Here is an 18704-nt window from a genome sequence, read left to right as displayed (position 1 = left end):
CTTTGAGGCAGGCAAGGCTTGTGGGATTTGTTGACCTATGGGTCAAGAACTCGCACGTGGCGAATTATGCTTTTGTATACAAAGAAAGCAAATAATGTTTTTGTTTTTGTGTGCGAAAAACCTGAGGCCGCGGCTATATCGCATCCCAGTCTGGGGTCTGGAGGCCGGGAGGCATGGCGCGGCTTGATCGGCGCCCACTCAGGTGACGCCGAGAGGGGGGAGGAATCAGTCTTCTGCAGGTTTTCCGGCCAAGGCCTGGTTCACTGCCAGCCAACCACTGACCGCATTTTCTCCGGCCTCGGCGAAAGCCCGTTGCAGCAATTTGACTTGTTCGCGACGCAGCGACTGCTCAAGGTGCACACCATCGGCAGTCAATTCCAGCAGGCGTTTTCGCTTGTCGCTGGGCGGGGCAATACTGTCCACCAGGTGCATTTCCATGAGTTGGCGCAGGGGCGTGTTCAACGCCTGCTTGCTGACTCCCAGCAGTGTGAGCAGTTCTTTCACACTCAGACCGGGGTAGCGAGCGATGAAAAACACAATGCGTTGGTGCACGCGGCTCAAGCCTCGTCGTTCGAGCATTTCGTCGGCCTTGGCGGTGAAGGCCTGATAGCCAAAGAAGAAGGCTTCCATGGCGGCTTGTTGCGCAGTCTGGCTTTTAAGGTCAAGCATATTGACGTATCTACATAGGTCGGCGTAATTTCGGTCAAGTAGTTTGACGTATTTTCTCCAGCCTTCGCTAGCGGTGATCTCCATGGCCTTCTCTGAACGTGTATCGCGCCTCAAAAGCTCCTTGATCCGTGAAATTCTCGCTGCGGCGCAGCGCCCGGAAGTGATGTCGTTCGCCGGCGGCTTGCCGGCCGAAGTCATGCTGCCCAAGGTGCAGTGGCAAGACATGCCGTTATCCATGGGCCAGTACGGCATGAGTGAAGGCGAGCCGCAGTTGCGCGAAGTCTTGGCGGCAGAGGCGCGTAAGCTCGGGGTGCCCTGCGAGGCGAGCCAGGTGTTGGTGGTCAGTGGTTCCCAGCAGACCCTCGACCTGGCAGCCAAGCTGTACATCGACAAGGGCACTGAGATCTTGCTGGAAGCGCCGACTTATTTGGCGGCGCTGCAGATTTTTCAACTGTTCGGTGCCGAATGCTTGACGGTGCCGCTGGAGGCCGACGGCCCGGACCTGCAGCAGATGCGTGCGCGCCTGGAGGAGCACTGTCCGGCTTTCGTCTACCTGATCCCGACATTCCAGAACCCGTCGGCGGTGCGCTACAGCGAGGCCAAGCGTGAGGCCGTGGCAGACTTGCTGGACGAGTTCGGCGTCACCCTGATCGAGGATGAGCCTTATCGCGAATTGGCCTTCGACGGCGCTAGCGCTACGCCCATTGTCAGCCGGCTAAAAAAGGCCAGTTGGATCTACACGGGCACTGTTTCGAAAACCCTGCTGCCGGGGTTGCGCGTCGGCTACCTGATCGCCAGTCCGGATCTGTTCCCGCACTTGTTGCGCTTGAAACAGTCCGCGGACTTGCACACCAACCGCGTTGGCCAGTGGCAGGCCATGCAATGGATCGGCAGCGAAAAATTCCAGCAGCACCTGGCTGAACTGCGCAGCTTCTATCGCCAGCGCCGTGATGCCTTTCAGCTGGCGCTGCACCAGCATTTCGCCGATCTGGCGGATTGGCAGGTGCCGCAGGGCGGCTTGTTTTTCTGGTTGAGCTTGAAACAGCCCCTGGATACCCGCACTTTGCTGCAGCCGGCGTTGGCGCAAGACGTGACATTCATGCCCGGCGAACCATTCTTTGCTGAACCGGAGCACAATCATGGGCATCTGCGGTTAAATTTCAGCCATATCGATCCGGCGCGGCTGGACGAAGGCCTCAAGCGGCTGGCCGCCGTCGTACGTCAAGCACAGGCTGCACAGGCAGCCTAGGGGGAGGGCCATGTACAAGGTTTATGGCGATTACCGTTCGGGCAACTGCTACAAGATCAAGTTGCTGCTCAATCTTCTGCTGCAGCCCTATGAGTGGCAGGCAGTGGACATTCTCGGGGGGGATACCCAGACCGAAGCCTTCCTGGCGAAGAACCCCAACGGCAAGATTCCGGTTCTGGAACTGGAAGACGGTACCTGCCTGTGGGAGTCCAACGCGATTCTCAACTTCCTCGCCGACGGCAGTGAGTTCCTTCCCAGCGAACCTCGTTTGCGCACCCAGGTCCTGCAATGGCAGTTCTTCGAGCAGTACAGCCATGAGCCCTACATTGCTGTGGCTCGCTTTATCGAACTGTATGAGGGGCTGCCTGAAGAGCGCCGAGAGGAATACCTCAAACTGCACAAACGCGGTTACAAGGCGTTGGATGTGATGGAGAAGCAATTGAGCCGAACGTCATATCTGGTGGGCGAGCACTATTCGATTGCCGATATCGCGCTTTATGCCTACACCCATGTGGCCCATGAAGGGGGCTTCGATCTGACTCGCTATCCAGCTATCCAGGCCTGGATACAGCGGGTGCAAAGTCATCCGCGACATGTGCCGATGTTCGATTGAACAATGCTGTTGATCCCCGCTGATGCAACCCGTTCGCGGGTCCTGATGTCAGCGGCAAATTCCCGGGGCGGCAACTGCCCCGGGACTGATCGGTTCCGGAAGAGACGTCAGGCAGCCGAGAAGCGCTGGTTCAGGTAGTCGATGATCACCTTGGATTCATACATCCAGGTGGTCTGGCCGTTTTCTTCGATGCGCAGGCACGGCACTTTGATCCTGCCCCCCTGTTCCAGCAGGGTCTGGCGGTCCTGCTCATTGTTCTTGGCGTCGCGCAGGGCTACCGGCACATTCAGGCGATGCAGGGTGCGACGGGTCTTCACGCAGAAGGGACAGGCGTGGAACTGATACAGGGTCAGGCCCTTGGCGGCCTCTTCGACTTGCGCCTGAGCAGCGGCGACACGCTGCTGTTTGCGTGGGCGAGTGATGAAATCGATGAAAATGATGAGTTGGCCCAGGCCGACTCGCAGCGCTTTGACGATCACGGTATTGCCTCTTGCCCATGAATGAAGGGCCGGCAGCTTACCTGATTTTTACCGGGCGAAAAAAACCGGCGATCAACGCCGGTCTTTTCACTCGCAGCCTGTTACTTGATCAGGCTGAGGAACTCGCTGCGGGTTGCGGCATTCTCACGGAATTCACCCAGCATCACCGAAGTGATCATCGACGAATTCTGCTTCTCCACGCCGCGCATCATCATGCACATGTGCTTGGCTTCGATCACCACGGCAACACCCAGGGCGCCAGTCACTTGCTGAACGGCGTCGGCGATCTGCCGGCTGAGGTTTTCCTGGATTTGCAGGCGACGAGCATACATGTCGACGATGCGCGCCACTTTCGACAGCCCCAGGACCTTGCCACTGGGAATGTAGGCGACATGGGCCTTGCCGATGAAAGGCAGCAGGTGGTGTTCGCACAACGAGTAGAGCTCGATGTCCTTGACCAGCACCATTTCGCTGTTGTCAGAGCTGAACAAGGCACCGTTGGTGACTTCTTCCAGGGTTTGGGCATAACCGCGGCAGAGGTACTGCATGGCTTTGGCGGCACGCTTCGGCGTGTCGAGCAGGCCCTCGCGGGAGACGTCCTCGCCCAGTTGGCCGAGGATCGCGGTGTAATTCTGTTCCAGGGACATGAAACTACCTGTGGGATTTTTCGCAAAGGGCAAGGGTACGGTGGCGGACACGGCGCTGCAAGCATGACTCAGCGGCTTTATTCGTCGCGACCTTCCATCATGGTGCGTTTGAGTATCACGTACAGCGCTCCGGTGCCCCCGTGTTTGGCCTGGCAGGAGGTAAAGCCCAGTACCTGTGGGTGCTGGCGCAGCCAGGTGTTGACGTGGCTCTTGATCATTGGCCGCTTGCCGTCCAGGCGCACCGCCTTGCCATGGGTCACGCGCACGCAGCGGATCTCGAATTTGGTGGCTTCGGCGAGAAATGCCCACAGGGTTTCACGGGCTTTTTCCACCGTCATGCCGTGCAGGTCGAGGCTGCCTTCAAAGGGGATCTGGCCGACCTTCAACTTGCGCATCTGGCTTTCCTGGACCCCATCGCGGGCCCACATCAGCTCGTCTTCCGGCCCTACGTCGATGACGAACTGGTCGGACAGTCCGTCCACCGTGGTGGTTTCGCTGCGCACGGTGGCAGCCTGGCGCAACTTGGCGATCTGCGCGCGGTCGGCTTTGGGTTTGCCTGTTTCGGCACGATCGTGCTTGATCGGCTTGACGCCGCGGATCTCGTTTTTGAACAGGGAAAAATCGTCGTCTTGCATGTCAGCCTCCGCGAAGGGCGGCTAGTTTACCCAACTCGGAACACCTTAAGGCGCGCAAATCGCGCCACTGGAATGTCAGTCGTGTTTTTTCATCAGGTGCGGCGCGATGTTCAGCGCCAAGGGCTGGCGCATGCGTCGCCGGCAACGGCGCCACAAACGCACGCCGATATACAGCAGTAACAGACCGCTCAGTAGAATCACTGTCGAGCCTGCCGGGTTGGCGTTGAGTTCCCCCAGTGCCGGAGCGCGCCCCAACAAGCTGGCGGTACCAGCCAGCGCCAGTAGTACACCGAAGGTCGCCAGCAGTGCGGAGAATGCCGCTCCCAGGCGCAGTCGCCAGTTTCGCGGGCTTTTGGGCCGCAATCGGCGTGCGTCAAAACCATCGGATATCTTCATTCCGACCTTCCTCAATGGGTATCGGCCCTTCGACCGGGAGTTGACCGGGTTGTTCCTGAGGCTAAGACAAATGCTGCACAGGCGAGGTGTTTATGGATGAGCGGCCTGCCAGCCGCTCACCGAGGCTGATCAGATCAGGCTTGCAGTCTGGGCAAGGGTGGCGAAGTTGTCGGCCATGATTGCCATTTCAGTCTGCTGAACGTGCTCAGCGCTGAGGATGCCGCCCTTGTAGGGCAGGTCGCGGGTGGCGCAGGCGTCTTCCACCAAGGTGCAACGGAAACCCAGGTTCTTCGCCGCGCGAACGGTGGTGCTGACGCTGGAGTGGCTCATGAAGCCGGCGACAATCAGGTCCAGGGAACCGAGGTCCTGCAGGCGCTTTTCCAGCTCGGTGCCGTGGAAGGCACTGGGCAGCAGCTTGCCGATGATGGTTTCGTCACCCAGGGGCTCAAGGCCGGGGATGAACTCGCCGCGCTCGCCCTGGGGGTCGAACAGCCCGCCCACGGTGCCGAGATGGCGCACATGCACGATGGGACGGCCCGCGGCACGTGCTGCTGCCAGCAATTTCCGGATATTGGCCACCGCCGCGTCCATGCCGGACAGGGCCAGTGGCCCGCTGAGGTACTCTCTCTGGGCGTCGATGATCACAAGGGTCGCGTGGCTCAAATTGGCCGCTGCATAACCACGACCGCTGAGTTGAAACATCGTCTTTGGAACGGACATTCTGGGGCTCCTGTGAGTGGGGCTTTTGCGACATTGTCCTCTGGCGGAGCGCTTCTGTGAATCGCTACTAACGTAAGGTGCGCCGTTATTGGTCTACAGCCTTGTCAAGAGGGGCAAGGTCAGAGGACTTCCAGGTTAAAACCGACTGGAAAGACGATTCTGCGGCGGCGGTTTTTCATTCGTCGTCGGCAAGCGCTTTGGCTGTTAGAATTGCCGGTCGTTTTGTCAGGAGTCTGTCCCGTGATCACTTCCCGCCTTCGCACCTTGCGAGACCATATCCGCTGGGCTGTCAGCCGCTTTCATGGGGAGGATCTGTTCTTCGGCCATGGCACTGACAATGCCTGGGACGAGGCTCGCCAATTGGTGCTCGGTGCCTTGCACCTGCCTTGGGAAATTGCCGACAGCTACCTGGACTGTGCGTTGGAAGACGACGAACTGGTCCATGTTCAGCATCTGCTCAAGCGCCGTATCGAAGAGCGCGTCCCCACCGCCTACTTGCTGGGTGAAGCCTGGTTCTGCGACTTGTCGTTCATTGTCGACGAGCGCGTGCTGATTCCTCGTTCGCCGATTGGCGAGCTGATCGAAAAACGCTTCGAGCCCTGGCTGGGCAACGAACCCGCGCGGATTCTCGATCTATGCACGGGTTCCGGCTGCATCGGTATTGCCTGTGCCTTTGAGTTCCGCGAGGCGCAAGTGGTGCTGGCGGACCTGTCCTTCGAAGCCCTGGAGGTGGCCAACCAGAACATCGAGCGCCACGGTGTCGATGAGCGGGTGTTCACCGTGCAGGGCGATGGTTTCGATGGCTTGCCGGGCCAGCGCTTTGACCTGATCGTTTCCAATCCGCCTTATGTCGATGCCGAGGATTTTGCCGACATGCCGGACGAGTACCAGCATGAGCCCGAGCTGGGCCTTGCTTGTGGGGATGACGGTCTGAACCTGGTGCGACGCATGCTGGCCGAAGCCGCTGATCACCTGACCGAGAAGGGCTTGCTGATTGTCGAGGTGGGCAACAGCCAGGTGCACGTCGAGGCCTTGTACCCGGAGGTCGACTTCGCCTGGTTGGACTTCGAGCGCGGTGGTCACGGGGTGTTCATGCTGACTGCCGAGCAGTGCCGCGCACATCAGGCGCTGTTCGCCTCGCGCGCCTGATTGGCTTGCGGGCCCGCATTACGCGGGCCTTGTTCCGTAACGGATGGCGACTCAGCGGTGAGTTGCAATCCAGATCAGCAACCCTGCCTGAAATACCGCAAAGGCCACCAGGCAGGTGATGGTGAAGCGCAAGCCTGTGTCTTCACGCTTGTACTTGGTCACTTTCTCTTCCTGCTTGCGCAGTTTGACTTCCAGTTCTTCGAGGTTTTGCTCGGCCTGCTGGAGCATTTGCGCCGCCTCGAGTATTTCCACGAACTGCAATTTTTCGCTGTTCCACTGGATCAGCAGCTCACCCACCTGAACATCCTTGACGCTGCCCTTAAGGTGCTGGGCGTCGGCATAGACCACGTCGAAGCCCTGGGTGCGCAGTACATGATCACGACGCAGGCGGGTGCCTTCATTGAGGGCATCCTTGTTGGCCAGGTCAAAGCCGTCCACCCGGTAATGCGACCACTTCTTTTGTGCCCACTGTGCTGCTTGGGCCAACAGGAAGCGCCCGATACCACGGTTCAGTGGTTCGATCTGCAGGCCCCCTTCAGGTACGAAGTGCACCCGGCGAGTGTCGTGCTCGACCCACACATCAAGGTGATTTTGTTCCTTGCGGACCCTCTGGCCCGGCAGGCTGATGGTCATGCGCAGTAGGCTGTGCTCTTTGTTGTTGCGTTCGGCATAGCCGAACTCGACAAAGCGCAGGGGACGTCCGCCAGTGGCGCGGTCGGTCTGCAAGGGGGCCAGACGCAGCATCTTGTGATGCTCTGCCTGAACCTCTGCCCAAGGCAGTGGCGGCGCTTCCGGGGCAGCGGTTTCCTGCTCGGTGGCGGGTGAATTCGGGGTATCAGTCATAACGGCGAGTCCTGTCCAATCGCTGCGCGCCGACAGCAATTGAACGGCCGGCAAAGGCTTATCGGCCGTTTTTTTCAGGACTGGAGGGGGAAAATAGCCTAACGGGTGTGAAGTCCGTCAATAAAACCGATGATCGCGCTGCCCAATTCGGCCGCCAACGGCAATTGCGGGTCCTTGTAAGACGCCAACTGGCGCTTGAGATCGTTGGGCACAATGCGCATCACATGGTTCATGCCGTCGATCAAGGTCAGTTGGGCGTCCGGTTTGGCAGCCTTCAGTACCTTGGCATCGTCAACACTGACCTGGATATCGTTGCTGCCCTGGATGATCAGGGCGGGCATTTTCAGCTGGGCGAAGGCGGCTGCCGGATCCTCGCGAAACAGAGTGATCAGGTAGGGCTGAACGCTGGGGCGGAAGATGACTTGCAGTGCCGGTGGCACATCGGTGTCGACTTTGCCGGCCTTGAGGCTGTCGAGTAATTCATTGCTGCGCACCATCAGCGCCGGAGGTAGGCGATAACTCAGCTGCTGGCGCAGTACCTGATCCACCGGGCGGGCGGTGCCGGAGATGGAAATCACTCCGGCGGCGTCCAGTTGCGGCGCTGCGAGGCTGGCGATCAATGCGCCCTCGCTGTGCCCCAGCACGATCAGTTGGCCCAGGCGCGGGTCAGCCTTGAGCTGCTTGCCCCAGGCGACCGCATCGGCGACATAGGCGTCCAGGGTCAGGTTGCGTTCATCGGGGGTCGCTGCGAGGCTGGCGGCCACGCCTCGTTTGTCGTAGCGCACGCTGGCGATATTGTGCTTGGCCAGCACCCAGGCCAGGCGCTTGAGACTGTCGTTGCGCCCGCCATCGGGGTTGTTGCCGTCGCGATCGGTGGGGCCGGAGCCGGAAATGATCAGCACCACAGGCACCGGTTGATCGGATTTGGGTAGCAGCATCGAGCCATACAGCTCGCCGTGGCCGGTATCCAGGGTCACAGGGCGTTGCAGGACGGCCGCCTGGACCAGGCCGGTGAACAGGGAAAGGCTCAAGAGAAGAACTCGCAGCATCATCACGCCATCATGGATAAGGTGCCGGTTGGACTCGGCGACGGGCAGAAGGTTCGAGGATGAACTAGTTGGGTAGCCTGCGTATACTGGCGCGCTCAGTATTCCAGATTGAGTTATTTCGGCTGATTTCACGGAGCTCCCTGCATGTCCGGCAATACCTACGGCAAGCTGTTCACTGTCACCACCGCGGGCGAAAGCCATGGTCCGGCGTTGGTCGCGATTGTCGACGGCTGCCCGCCGGGCCTCGAGCTGTCGCAGCAAGACCTGCAGCGTGATCTGGACCGGCGCAAACCCGGCACCAGCCGTCACACCACCCAGCGTCAGGAGCCTGACGAAGTCGAAATCCTTTCAGGGGTGTTCGAAGGCAAGACCACGGGGTGCTCCATTGGCCTGTTGATCCGCAACACTGACCAGAAGTCCAAGGACTACTCGGCGATCAAGGATCTGTTCCGTCCGGCACATGCCGATTACACCTACCACCACAAGTACGGCATCCGCGACTACCGGGGCGGCGGTCGCAGCTCGGCGCGGGAAACCGCCATGCGCGTGGCGGCCGGGGCTATTGCCAAGAAGTACCTGGCCAGCCAGGGCATCGTGATTCGTGGCTACATGAGTCAACTGGGCCCGATCGAGATTCCCTTCAAGACTTGGGACTCGGTCGAGGACAACGCGTTCTTCAGCCCTGACCCGGACAAGGTCCCGGAGCTGGAAGCCTATATGGATCAGTTGCGTCGGGATCAGGATTCGGTGGGAGCAAAGATCACCGTGGTCGCCGAAGGCGTGATGCCGGGCCTGGGCGAGCCGATCTTCGACCGCCTGGATGCCGAACTGGCCCATGCGCTGATGAGCATCAACGCGGTCAAGGGCGTGGAGATCGGCGCCGGTTTCGCCAGCGTCGCCCAGCGTGGCACCGAGCATCGTGATGAACTGACCCCGGAAGGGTTCATCAGCAATAACGCTGGTGGCATTCTCGGTGGCATCTCCTCGGGACAGCCGATTGTCGCTCACCTGGCACTCAAGCCAACGTCCAGCATCACCACCCCGGGTCGCTCCATCGACGTTGATGGCAACCCGGTTGACGTCATCACCAAGGGCCGTCACGACCCTTGCGTAGGCATTCGGGCCACGCCGATTGCCGAAGCGATGATGGCCATTGTGCTGATGGATCACCTGCTGCGTCATCGTGGCCAGAATGCCGACGTGCGCGTCAGCACGCCGGTACTGGGCCAGCTGTAATGGCGGTTCCACCAGTCGCCATGGTCTGATGGCCATGGCGGCGCTCCCGTACTGGCGGCTTTCCAGTTTCTACCTGTTCTATTTCGCGCTGCTGGGGTCGACTGCGCCGTTCCTGGCGCTGTACTTCGATCACCTGGGGTTTTCCAGTGCGCGAATCGGCGAACTGGTGGCGATCCCCATGCTCATGCGCTGCGTGGCGCCAAACCTCTGGGGCTGGCTCGGCGACTACACTGGCCGCCGCCTGGCGATCGTGCGTTTTGGCGCGGTCTGCACCCTGATCTGCTTCTGCCTGATCTTTGTCAGCAAGAGCTACGCCTGGCTGGCGATGGTCATGGCCCTGCACGCGTTTTTCTGGCACGCGGTCCTGCCGCAGTTCGAAGTGATCACCCTGGCACATTTGCAGGGGCAGACCTCGCGCTACAGCCAGATCCGCCTCTGGGGCTCCATCGGTTTCATTCTCACGGTGGTGGCACTGGGGCGTCTGTTCGAGTGGTTGAGCCTGGATATCTATCCGGTGGCCCTGGTGATCATCATGGGCGGTATTGTGCTCAGCAGCCTCTGGGTGCCCAATGCCCAGCCTTCGTACCAGGGGCAACGCTTGTTTGGAGAGGGTTTTCTCAAGCAACTGCGCGGTCCCGGTGTGCTGGCTTTCTATCTGTGCGTAGCACTGATGCAGATGAGCCACGGCCCTTATTACACATTCCTGACCTTGCACCTGGAGCACCTGGGGTATACCCGCGGCCTGATCGGCATGCTCTGGGCGCTGGGAGTGGTGGCGGAGGTGCTGATGTTCCTCGCCATGAGTCGGATCCTCGCGCGTTTTTCCGTACGCCGGGTGCTGCTGGCGAGTTTTCTGCTGGCGGCACTGCGCTGGCTGCTACTGGGTAGTCTGGCGGAGCATCTCTGGGTGTTGCTATTGGCGCAGCTGCTGCACGCGGCGACCTTTGGCAGTTTTCACGCGGCAGCCATTCATTTCGTGCAACGCAGTTTCGGTGCTCGCCAGCAGGGTCAGGGCCAGGCGCTGTATGCGGCATTGGCGGGCACTGGTGGTGCGCTGGGGGCTCTGTATTCCGGTTACAGCTGGAACGCCCTGGGTGCGACATTGACCTTTAGTATTGCCAGCGTCTCAGCCCTGGCTGCAGCCGTTATCATTGCCACATGTATGCAAGAAGAGAGGCCATGAGCCTGACCAATGAATCGCTTGCCAGGCAGGTCAGCAGCACGGCCTATGGCATTGCCCCCGAGTCACCCAACCACCGTTAAGGCTTGCTTCGATAGAAGTAGCCGTTGCCTGTTGATGTGTATTGCCCGGGTGGCTCGTAAAAGCGCCGAGGGCGGTACTGAAACCGAGGAGTTGCCGTTATGAGCAGCCTGTCCGTCTACCACGTATCCAGTCCGGACCTGCCGAACAAGGTCTTGACCCACTTCGATGATATCGCTGCGACCCTGGCTGAGCAGGGGATCAGCTTTGATCGTTGGCAAGCCACGACCCGGATCGAGCCAGGCGCCAGCCAGGAAGAAGTGATCGTTGCCTATCAGGAGCAGATTGACCGGCTGATGACCGAGCGCGGTTATGTCACGGTCGATGTGGTCAGCCTCAATGCTAGTCATCCGCAGAAGGACCAGTTGCGTGCGCAGTTTCTCGATGAGCACCGCCACGCTGAGGATGAAGTGCGATTCTTCGTCGCCGGCCGTGGTCTGTTTTCCCTGCATATCGATGATTACGTATACGTCGTACTGTGCGAAAGGAATGACCTGATTTCAGTGCCGGCAGGTACTGCCCATTGGTTCGACATGGGCGAAAACCCTTATCTGGTGGCCATCCGCATGTTCAACAATCCCGAGGGCTGGGTTGCTCGCTTGACTGGTGACGACATCGCCAGCCAGTTCCCGCGTCTGGAGGATTGAACAGGCGCTGCTCACCGGCATTGGCGGTGAGTTGGCGGGGCATCTGAAGGTCCAGAGTCTGCGTGAGGGCGATTCTGGAGTGTCGGAAAGCGTTTTCGGGCCGGGCCAACGCAAGGTTGGACCGGCCCGAGCAGACGAATCGAGGACGGCTTACGCGGAGTGGTAGGTCGGCAAGGCAAAGCGGTTCTGGCTTTGCAGCATTGAAATCTGTGGCAACTCGCTGGCTTGTTCGGCCAAATCACGACGAATCGCACTGATGACCCAGGACAGTTGGTCTGCGGCATGTAGCTGCGCGTAGGAAATCGAGCGCTTGAACTGTTTGCCTTCACCGTTGCGCAGGGTGAGCAGAATGCCACCGTCTGGGCGCGGCTGGGTGATCACTTCGAAGTTGGAGAACAGGGAGGAAAATTTTTCTTGAATCAGGCTCATGTCTATCAGCTCCGTTAGCTCTTGAAGGGCAAGGGTGGAGTGATAGTTGCAGTGATTGTGCCAGTATTGATTTTTAATAAAATCCTTTTAAATCAATAGCTTGTTAATTCATAAGATTTTTTGTTTCGTGCAAATTGCATGAATGGCCATCGTGCATCCTGCATTTTGCAGGTTCGCGGCACAGCGCAGGCAATAACCCAGTCGGTGTTCCGACCGCAGGCATCCGGAGAAAATTCAGTCGCTGATAGCGCAGGGGCGGACACGATTGCAAAAAGCGTCAGGGGAGATACAAAAGTTTGCAAAAACTCCGTGTACAGGCCCGCAACGGCTGACGTACTTTTCAGCCAGTCACGCAGCTCCGGCGTTTGGGCAACCTTGCCCGAGGCGCTTCAGGCGGCGTTTCTGCGACATGGAATGGGTTGCGGCACGATCAAGCGATCCTGCCCGACGGATAATAAGAACATAGGACGCCCTTCATGAACGGTCCCTCCGCACGACTGCCGCTGCTCTCGGCATCGCTACGCCTGAATTGCCTCTGTTTCAGCCTGCGGGATATCCGCAGCCCCTGCCTGCCGGTCACCGAGCCTTGGGTCGCCACCCCGGGTTGAGTCTTGTGTCGCCTGTTGCCAATGCCCGGCCTGCCTGGCCCGGGTACAGACCCTTGTCGTCGAACCGGAGCAACCATGAACAAGCACAAGAGCGACATGATCACCTGGGGAATGATGCTGCGTAAGGTGCCGTCCATTGCCAAAGCACTGCCGCGGGTGGTGCGAGGCATGAAGGCGGGGAATATCGAGAAAACCGACCAGCCCTGTGGCCTGGGCTGGAGCTTCGAGCAGGCGGTACGACGCAATCCCGACGGTCCGGCCCTGCTGTATGGCGATCGGATACTCAGCTACGACCAGGTCAATCAGTGGGCCAACCGCATCGCCGCCTATCTGGAGGGGCAGGGCATCGTTAAAGGCGATGTGCTGGCGATCTTCATCGAGAATCGCCCGGAGTTGCTGGTCACGGTACTCGCGGTGGCCAAGCTCGGCGGGATCTGCGCAATGCTCAATACCGCGCAGACCCAGAGTGTCCTGGTGCACAGCCTGGAGTTGGTGAAACCAGTAGCGATCATGGTTGGCGCTGAATTGCTGGCCGCTTATTCGGCGGTGCGCGACCAGGTGGGTATCGACCCGAGCCGTAACTGGTTCGTGGCTGATCAGGACACCTTTGTTGATCCCGGCCCGACCCCGGACGGGATGGTCAACCTGATGGCTGCGAGTGTCGGCTATCCAGCGGGCAATCTGCCGCAGACCCAGCACATCTTCCTCAATGATCCCTGCTTCTACATATATACGTCCGGTACCACCGGATTGCCCAAGGCGGGGATTTTCAAACATGGACGCTGGATGCGCACCTCTGCCGGTTACGGCACCATCGCCCTGGATATGCAGCCCGGCGATGTAGTCTATTGCACCTTGCCGCTGTACCACGCCACCGGGCTGTGTGTGTGCTGGGGCTCGGCAATTACAGGCGCCTCGGGCTTTGCCATTCGCCGCAAGTTCAGCGCCAGCCAGTTCTGGGAGGACGCACGGCGGTTCAAGGCGACGACAGTGGGATATGTCGGCGAACTGTGCCGCTACCTGATCGACCAGCCGAGCACGGCACGCGACAGCGATCATGGGGTACTGAAGATGATCGGCAATGGCCTGCGTCCGGGTGTCTGGAGCGAATTCAAGCAGCGTTTCGGCGTCGCTCATATTTGTGAACTTTATGCCGCCAGCGACGGCAATATCGGTTTCAGCAATATCCTCAATTTTGACAACACCGTGGGGTTCTCCCTGATCCCCTGGGCGTTGGTGGAGTACGCCCACGAGACCGGGGCACCACTGCGCAACAGCCAGGGGTTCATGCAGAAAGTGGCCAAGGGCGGGCAGGGCCTGTTGTTGGCGAAAATCGACGACAAGGCGCCCCTGGACGGTTACACCGACCCGGAGAAGAACCTCAAGGTGATCCTCACGGATGTATTCGAGAAGGGCGACTGCTACTTCAATACCGGTGATCTGCTGCGCGACATCGGTTTTGGCCATGTGCAGTTCGTGGACCGCCTGGGGGACACCTTCCGTTGGAAGGGTGAGAACGTCTCCACTACCGAAGTGGAGAACATTCTCCTGGGGCACCCGCAGATTGCCGAAGTGGTGGCCTATGGCGTCGAGATTCACAACACTAACGGCCGGGCGGGAATGGTGGCGATCACCCCCACCGAGTCCCTGGCGACCCTGGATTTCAGTGCACTGCTGCAGTTTGCCCGGCAGCAACTGCCGGCTTACGCGGTGCCGCTGTTCCTGCGGATCAAGGTGAAAATGGACACCACCGGAACCTTCAAATACCAGAAAAGCCGTCTCAAGGAGCAGGCATTTGACCTTGAGCAGATCGGCGATGACCCGGTCTACGCCTGGTTGCCAGGGGCGCAGACCTATGAGCGACTGACTCCGCAGATTCTTGAGCAAATCCAGGCCGGGCGTCTGCGTTATTGATTCTGTCTATGGCGGCTCTTGGGAAAAAAGGGATGACAGGCTGCGGCCGGCTTGGGGAAACTAGCGGCTTTCCGATTTGATCAACCTGGAGTTTCCGATGACCGACAACAGCCGCCAGATGACTGAAGAAGAGGCCGCCCAGTTTGTCGAGCAGGTATTCAATGTGGCTCGCCAGGGCGATGCACAGATGCTCGACAAGCTGGCGAACAGTGGCCTGCCGGTCAACCTGCGTAACCACAAGGGCGATACGTTGCTGATGCTGGCCGCTTATCACGGGCACGTAGACGCGGTACAGGTATTGCTCAAGTACCAGGCCGACCCCGAGATCCGCAATGACAATGGCCAGAGCCCGATTGCCGGCGCTGCATTCAAGGGCGACCTGGCAGTGGTCAAGGCCTTGGTGGAGGGCGGCGCGCAGGTGGAAGGCTCGTCCTTCGACGGGCGCACGGCGTTGATGATGGCTGCAATGTTCAACCGCACTGAAATCGTCACTTACCTGATCAGCCAGGGCGCTGACCCCAAGGCCCTTGACGCCAATGGCGTCAGCGCCCTGGAGGCGGCCAAGACCATGGGCGCGGCGGACACCACTGCGCAACTGGAAAAAATCCTGGCCTGAGCCCGCCTGGTTCGAGCGGACGAGGGCACCATGCCTTCGTCGCAGCGATAGGTCTGGCCTGGCACTTTAGGCTATCCTTCGCGCCCTCGAAATTTCCTTGCCTTCAGGATGCGCCCATGAAAACCGCCCTTATCGAACTCATCAGCAAAATCAGCTCCGGGTGCATGGGCGACGCCGAGATTCAGCAGATCGCCGATGAAGCGGTCCTGGCCTACGCCGATCCCCAGGTGTTCCTGGCGGCCAATCCGGACATCAACTACGACGACAGCTTCCCTATTCCCCTGGGCGAGTGGGTGGTGGTCGGCAGCCTGCCCGAGACGGTGCTGTTTCAGGCCGACACTTATGTCGACCTGTTCGCGCAGATCGTTGCTTCCTTCGGCAAGGAGGTGAGTTTCAATATCAAGCCCAAACAGTTGGCCAAGATCGAAGCGCTGACTGCCCTGAACCGCATCCAGATCCAGATGGGCAGCATGAACCCGGAAAACGGCGGTTATGTGCTGATGAATTTCAGCCAGTTGCTGGATGACGAACTGCAGGTGGTGCTGGTCTACGGCAATGACGTACCGCGGGTGTTGGAGCTGTGTAGCGAGGTCGGGATTGCGGCTGCGCCGGCCTTGGAAGCGCTGAAGGTTGCCGTGCACGTCTGAAATCTGCGCGCTAATAATACGGAACCCTGATTCAGCCCAGCTATCCTAAAGAGGCATACCTCATTTGGGAGCGAGACCATGGGTTCCACCTTCAATAGCCTGATTGGCCTGATCATCCTGGCCCTGGACATCTGGGCAATCATCAACGTGCTCAAAAGTGGCGCCGAAACCGGGATGAAGATCCTCTGGGTGCTGCTGATTATCTTCTTGCCGGTGCTGGGGCTGATTATCTGGGCGATCGCCGGTCCCCGAGGTAATGTGCGGCTCTGAGCCTGGATTCACCGCACCGTGGTTCGTAGGCGGTGAATCTTCTTGGTAATGGCTGATTAGGCAGGGAAAAAAAGGGTCATCAGGCCCTTTTTTGTGTGACTAAACATGCGTTGAACGAAATTTTCACAAACGCTCTAAGACAATTCGCTGGCGCTTTTTCCTCGGTTAATCCTCTGCAATCTCTTGTCCCAGAGCCGCTGGCAGTGGGTTCGGCGGTGCTGCCTACTAATCAATGGCAATGCCTTGAGTGATCGTGCAACATTTGCGCACCGCGTATTTCCCCGTCGCCCTGGCGGCAACAAGAGGGCAGAACGCAGCTGTATCTTTGCAACTTAAACTTCCAATGGGTCCTAAAACCACATGGCAAACTCGGATGCCCTGAGTCAGCAGCGATCCTCGAATCGCCTGCTGCAACCGACCGTTAAATCCCATCTGGCCTACACGCTGTTGTGTGCACTGGTCATGATGGTGATGCTCTCCCTGTTGCGCGTCGCGCTGCTGATCTACAACCGCGAGATGATCCTCGACACCCCGGCCTCGACCTTCCTCGAGGCGTTTGCCAACGGGCTGCGTTTTGACCTGCGGCTGGTGGTCTATCTCAGCGTGCCGCTGCTGCTGGCACTGTTCAGTGCCCGGGCCATGGCGGCTCGTGGGGTACTGCGTTTCTGGCTGACCGTCACTTCCAGCATCGCGCTGTTCCTCGGCCTGATGGAAATGGACTTCTATCGCGAATTCCACCAGCGCCTCAACGGCCTGGTCTTCCAATATGTGAAGGAAGACCCGAAGACCGTGATGAGCATGCTCTGGTACGGCTTCCCGGTGGTTCGCTACCTGTTGGCCTGGGCCGTGGGTACCTGGATCCTGAGCCTGGCATTCAAGGGCGCTGACCGCGCTACCCGGCCACGTGGTCCGTTCAGTGGCGGCAATGTCGGTACCCGTCAGATCGCGCCCTGGTATGCGCGTATCGCGGTGTTCGTGGTGTGCCTGCTGATCTGTGTGGTTGCCGCCCGTGGCACCCTGCGCCAAGGCCCGCCGATGCGTTGGGGTGACGTCTACACCACCGAATCGAACTTTGCCAACCAGCTGGGCCTCAACGGCACGCTGCAGTTGGCTGCGGCGGCCAAGGATCGTCTGTCCGAAGACCGCACCAATATCTGGAAGGCCACCTTGCCCCAGCCGCTGGCGCAGCAGACCGTGCGCGACATGCTGCTGGTGCCGAGCGACAAGCTGGTGGATGCGGACATCGCAGCCGTGCGCCGCAACTACACGCCGGACGGGGAAAAGACCCTGCCGATCAAGAACGTCGTCGTGATCCTGATGGAAAGCTTCGCCGGGCATTCGGTGGGCGCCCTGGGACGTCCGGGCGAGGTCACACCGTACTTCGACAAACTGTCCAAGGAAGGCCTGCTGTTCGATCGCTTCTTCTCCAACGGCACTCATACCCACCAGGGTATGTTCGCGACCATGGCGTGCTTCCCCAACCTGCCGGGCTTCGAATACCTGATGCAGACGCCGGAAGGCAGCCACAAGCTGTCCGGCCTGCCGCAACTGCTCAGTGCTCGCAAGTACGATGACGTGTATGTCTACAACGGCGATTTCGCCTGGGACAACCAGTCGGGGTTCTTCAGCAACCAGGGCATGACCAACTTCATCGGCCGCAACGACTTCGTCAATCCGGTGTTCTCCGACCCGACCTGGGGCGTGTCCGATCAGGACATGTTCAACCGTGGCCTGGAAGAGTTGAAGGCCCGGGAAGGCAAGGCGCCGTTCTATGCCCTGCTGCAGACCCTGTCCAACCACACCCCGTATGCGCTGCCGACGCCATTGCCGGTGGACAAGGTCACCGACCGCGGCAGTCTCAACGAGCACCTGACCGCTATGCGCTACTCCGACTGGGCCCTGGGCCAGTTCTTCGAGAAAGCGCGCAAGGAGCCTTATTTCAAGGAAACCTTGTTCGTGGTGGTGGGCGACCATGGCTTTGGCAACGAGCAGCAGATCACCGAAATGGATCTGGGGCGCTTCAACGTGCCGATGCTGATGATTGCGCCGGGTATCCAGGAGAAGTTCGGCCAGCGTGACCACACCGTGGGCACCCAGATCGACATCGTGCCGACCATCATGGGGCGTCTCGGTGGCGATGTGCTGCATCAGTGCTGGGGCCGCGACCTGCTCAACCTGCCGGAAGGCGACAAGGGCTTCGGCGTGATCAAGCCTTCGGGCAGCGATCAGACCGTTGCGCTGTTGACTGCGGATCGGGTGCTGGTACTGCCCAAGGAAATGCCGCCAAGGCTGTACAAGTACGAACTGGGCTCGGCGCCGTCTGGCGAACTGATTCCCGACTCCGCGGATGAGGCGCAGCTCAAGCAGAAGCTGGAGTCCTTCCTGCAGACTGCGACCAAGAGCCTGATCGACAACACCGCCGGAGTGGTCAACGGCAAACCGGATTGATCCGCGCGTCTCCCGCCAATCCCTGTAGAGGGCTGGCGGGTTGACAGGGCTCGACTCGCTGCACATCGAACACCCCTCATGAGGGGTGTTTTTTTTTGCATCGAATCAAGCTGTGTTAGCAGAGTTGCTTCGTCCACGGATTTCGCGCCGATTTTATAAAGAGATCATCTTTCCTGTTT

21 protein-coding genes are annotated in these 18704 nt (G+C 59.6%); 12 read left to right on the top strand and 9 right to left on the bottom strand.

The window, feature by feature from the left end:
* Nucleotides 1-225 precede the first annotated feature (225 nt).
* On the bottom strand, nucleotides 226-669 hold the full coding sequence (locus GV818_RS27000) for a MarR family transcriptional regulator (RefSeq protein WP_161757121.1): 444 nt from the start codon (nucleotides 667-669) through the stop codon (nucleotides 226-228).
* 82 nt (nucleotides 670-751) lie between these two features.
* Between GV818_RS27000 and GV818_RS26995 the strand changes: the two genes are divergently transcribed.
* The gene (locus tag GV818_RS26995) at nucleotides 752-1918 is read left to right on the top strand and encodes a PLP-dependent aminotransferase family protein (protein ID WP_161777982.1); all 1167 of its coding nucleotides are present in this window, start codon (nucleotides 752-754) and stop codon (nucleotides 1916-1918) included.
* A 10-nt stretch (nucleotides 1919-1928) separates the two neighbouring features.
* A complete protein-coding gene (locus tag GV818_RS26990) occupies nucleotides 1929-2531 on the top strand; it encodes a glutathione S-transferase family protein (protein WP_161777981.1) in 603 nt (200 codons plus the stop codon).
* Between the two features lie 107 nt (nucleotides 2532-2638).
* Here GV818_RS26990 and GV818_RS26985 read toward each other — a convergent pair whose 3' ends face one another.
* The 5 genes from GV818_RS26985 to GV818_RS26965 form a co-directional block, all read right to left on the bottom strand.
* Nucleotides 2639-3010, bottom strand: coding sequence for a glutathione S-transferase N-terminal domain-containing protein (locus tag GV818_RS26985; RefSeq protein WP_161757112.1), 372 nt, complete (start codon nucleotides 3008-3010; stop codon nucleotides 2639-2641).
* Nucleotides 3011-3111: 101 nt separating this feature from the next.
* Nucleotides 3112-3657 (bottom strand): GTP cyclohydrolase I FolE, encoded by a 546-nt coding sequence (gene folE / locus GV818_RS26980; protein WP_011062625.1) that lies wholly within the window; start codon nucleotides 3655-3657, stop codon nucleotides 3112-3114.
* A gap of 77 nt (nucleotides 3658-3734) precedes the next feature.
* Nucleotides 3735-4292, bottom strand: a complete 558-nt coding sequence (locus GV818_RS26975) for a Smr/MutS family protein (RefSeq protein WP_161757111.1) — start codon at nucleotides 4290-4292, stop codon at nucleotides 3735-3737.
* Between the two features lie 75 nt (nucleotides 4293-4367).
* Nucleotides 4368-4688: a hypothetical protein gene (locus GV818_RS26970; RefSeq protein WP_161777980.1), complete on the bottom strand. Its 321-nt coding sequence runs from the start codon at nucleotides 4686-4688 to the stop codon at nucleotides 4368-4370.
* 129 nt (nucleotides 4689-4817) lie between these two features.
* Entirely contained in the window at nucleotides 4818-5408 is a 591-nt protein-coding gene (locus tag GV818_RS26965) for a cysteine hydrolase family protein (RefSeq protein ID WP_161757109.1), read from the bottom strand.
* Nucleotides 5409-5648: 240 nt separating this feature from the next.
* Here GV818_RS26965 and prmB point away from each other — a divergent pair, with 240 nt between their 5' ends.
* A complete protein-coding gene (prmB, locus tag GV818_RS26960; RefSeq protein ID WP_161757108.1) occupies nucleotides 5649-6557 on the top strand; it encodes a 50S ribosomal protein L3 N(5)-glutamine methyltransferase in 909 nt (302 codons plus the stop codon).
* Nucleotides 6558-6608: 51 nt separating this feature from the next.
* Here prmB and GV818_RS26955 read toward each other — a convergent pair whose 3' ends face one another.
* Both GV818_RS26955 and GV818_RS26950 read right to left on the bottom strand, forming a co-directional pair.
* On the bottom strand, nucleotides 6609-7400 hold the full coding sequence (locus tag GV818_RS26955) for a hypothetical protein (protein WP_161757107.1): 792 nt from the start codon (nucleotides 7398-7400) through the stop codon (nucleotides 6609-6611).
* 98 nt (nucleotides 7401-7498) lie between these two features.
* Nucleotides 7499-8452 (bottom strand): alpha/beta hydrolase, encoded by a 954-nt coding sequence (locus tag GV818_RS26950; protein WP_161757106.1) that lies wholly within the window; start codon nucleotides 8450-8452, stop codon nucleotides 7499-7501.
* Nucleotides 8453-8593: 141 nt separating this feature from the next.
* On the opposite strand from GV818_RS26950, the gene aroC reads away from it, so the two are divergent.
* The 3 genes from aroC (at nucleotide 8594) to GV818_RS26935 (ending at nucleotide 11593) form a co-directional block, all read left to right on the top strand.
* Complete coding sequence (aroC, locus tag GV818_RS26945) at nucleotides 8594-9685, top strand: chorismate synthase (RefSeq protein ID WP_161777979.1); 1092 nt, start codon at nucleotides 8594-8596, stop codon at nucleotides 9683-9685.
* A gap of 34 nt (nucleotides 9686-9719) precedes the next feature.
* A complete protein-coding gene (locus tag GV818_RS26940; RefSeq protein WP_161777978.1) occupies nucleotides 9720-10868 on the top strand; it encodes an MFS transporter in 1149 nt (382 codons plus the stop codon).
* 179 nt (nucleotides 10869-11047) lie between these two features.
* The gene (locus tag GV818_RS26935) at nucleotides 11048-11593 is read left to right on the top strand and encodes a 1,2-dihydroxy-3-keto-5-methylthiopentene dioxygenase (RefSeq protein WP_161757103.1); all 546 of its coding nucleotides are present in this window, start codon (nucleotides 11048-11050) and stop codon (nucleotides 11591-11593) included.
* Nucleotides 11594-11743: 150 nt separating this feature from the next.
* Here the strand turns inward: GV818_RS26935 and GV818_RS26930 are convergent, their stop codons facing one another.
* Nucleotides 11744-12022, bottom strand: a complete 279-nt coding sequence (locus GV818_RS26930) for a DUF3509 domain-containing protein (protein ID WP_161757102.1) — start codon at nucleotides 12020-12022, stop codon at nucleotides 11744-11746.
* Nucleotides 12023-12498: 476 nt separating this feature from the next.
* Here GV818_RS26930 and GV818_RS34600 point away from each other — a divergent pair, with 476 nt between their 5' ends.
* The 6 genes from GV818_RS34600 (at nucleotide 12499) to GV818_RS26905 (ending at nucleotide 18525) form a co-directional block, all read left to right on the top strand.
* Nucleotides 12499-12630, top strand: a complete 132-nt coding sequence (locus GV818_RS34600; RefSeq protein WP_256667514.1) for a hypothetical protein — start codon at nucleotides 12499-12501, stop codon at nucleotides 12628-12630.
* Between the two features lie 75 nt (nucleotides 12631-12705).
* Nucleotides 12706-14544, top strand: a complete 1839-nt coding sequence (locus GV818_RS26925) for a long-chain-acyl-CoA synthetase (RefSeq protein ID WP_161777977.1) — start codon at nucleotides 12706-12708, stop codon at nucleotides 14542-14544.
* Nucleotides 14545-14641: 97 nt separating this feature from the next.
* Nucleotides 14642-15160: an ankyrin repeat domain-containing protein gene (locus GV818_RS26920; RefSeq protein WP_161757100.1), complete on the top strand. Its 519-nt coding sequence runs from the start codon at nucleotides 14642-14644 to the stop codon at nucleotides 15158-15160.
* A 116-nt stretch (nucleotides 15161-15276) separates the two neighbouring features.
* Complete coding sequence (locus GV818_RS26915) at nucleotides 15277-15807, top strand: hypothetical protein (RefSeq protein ID WP_161777976.1); 531 nt, start codon at nucleotides 15277-15279, stop codon at nucleotides 15805-15807.
* Nucleotides 15808-15885: 78 nt separating this feature from the next.
* The gene (locus GV818_RS26910) at nucleotides 15886-16077 is read left to right on the top strand and encodes a PLDc N-terminal domain-containing protein (RefSeq protein WP_161757098.1); all 192 of its coding nucleotides are present in this window, start codon (nucleotides 15886-15888) and stop codon (nucleotides 16075-16077) included.
* A gap of 360 nt (nucleotides 16078-16437) precedes the next feature.
* A complete protein-coding gene (locus tag GV818_RS26905; RefSeq protein WP_161757097.1) occupies nucleotides 16438-18525 on the top strand; it encodes an LTA synthase family protein in 2088 nt (695 codons plus the stop codon).
* The last annotated feature ends 179 nt before the right edge of the window (nucleotides 18526-18704 follow it).

The sequence above is a fragment of the Pseudomonas sp. Fl4BN1 genome (assembly GCF_009908285.1).
GTDB lineage: Bacteria > Pseudomonadota > Gammaproteobacteria > Pseudomonadales > Pseudomonadaceae > Aquipseudomonas.
This window is presented reverse-complemented; position numbering and strand designations above follow the sequence as displayed.